The organism is Acidisphaera rubrifaciens HS-AP3 (genome assembly GCF_000964365.1).
GTDB lineage: Bacteria > Pseudomonadota > Alphaproteobacteria > Acetobacterales > Acetobacteraceae > Acidisphaera > Acidisphaera rubrifaciens.
Window position 1 is genome coordinate 1 of sequence record NZ_BANB01001190.1, and the last position, 528, is coordinate 528.

At 74.1% G+C, this 528-nt stretch carries 1 protein-coding gene; it reads left to right on the forward strand.

What is annotated here, in order from left to right:
- The coding region (locus tag B8460_RS22750) for a hypothetical protein (protein WP_048863499.1) at positions 1–424 on the forward strand (424 nt) is incomplete at its 5' end.
- Positions 425–528 lie beyond the last annotated feature (104 nt).

The window sequence follows — 528 nt, forward strand, 5'->3', positions numbered from 1 at the left end:
CCTCGGGCTGGTCAACATCTATTGCTACGGCGCGTCCTTCGCGACGAGCCTGGCCGCCGGCACGCCGTACGAGACGGCGGTGCTGGCGCGGCGGCTCGCCGGCCCGCATGCGTGGAGCACCTGGACGATCGTCGTCCTCGGCCTGCTGCCGGTGCAGGCGCTGTGGCTGCCGCCTCTGCGGCGGATGCCGGCGGCGCTGCTGATCGTCGGGCTCGCCGTCGCCGCCGCGTCCTGGGCCGATCACTTCATGGTCATCGTCATCACGCTGCAGCACGATTTCCTGCCCTCCGCCGCGCATGACTACGCGATCGACGTCTGGGGTCTGGCCACCTTCGCGGGCACGGTTGGGCTGTTCGCGCTGCTGCTGCTGATCGCCGGGCGGGTGCTGCCGGTAGCGACGTCCGCCGCGCGGGGCGTGTCGTGACGACGGCAGAGACGCCGCCGCACGCGGGGCAGGAGGCGGCACCGGGGGCGCCGCTCTGGGGTGTCGCGGCGGAGTTCACGGCGGCGCCGGCGCTGCTCGCGGCG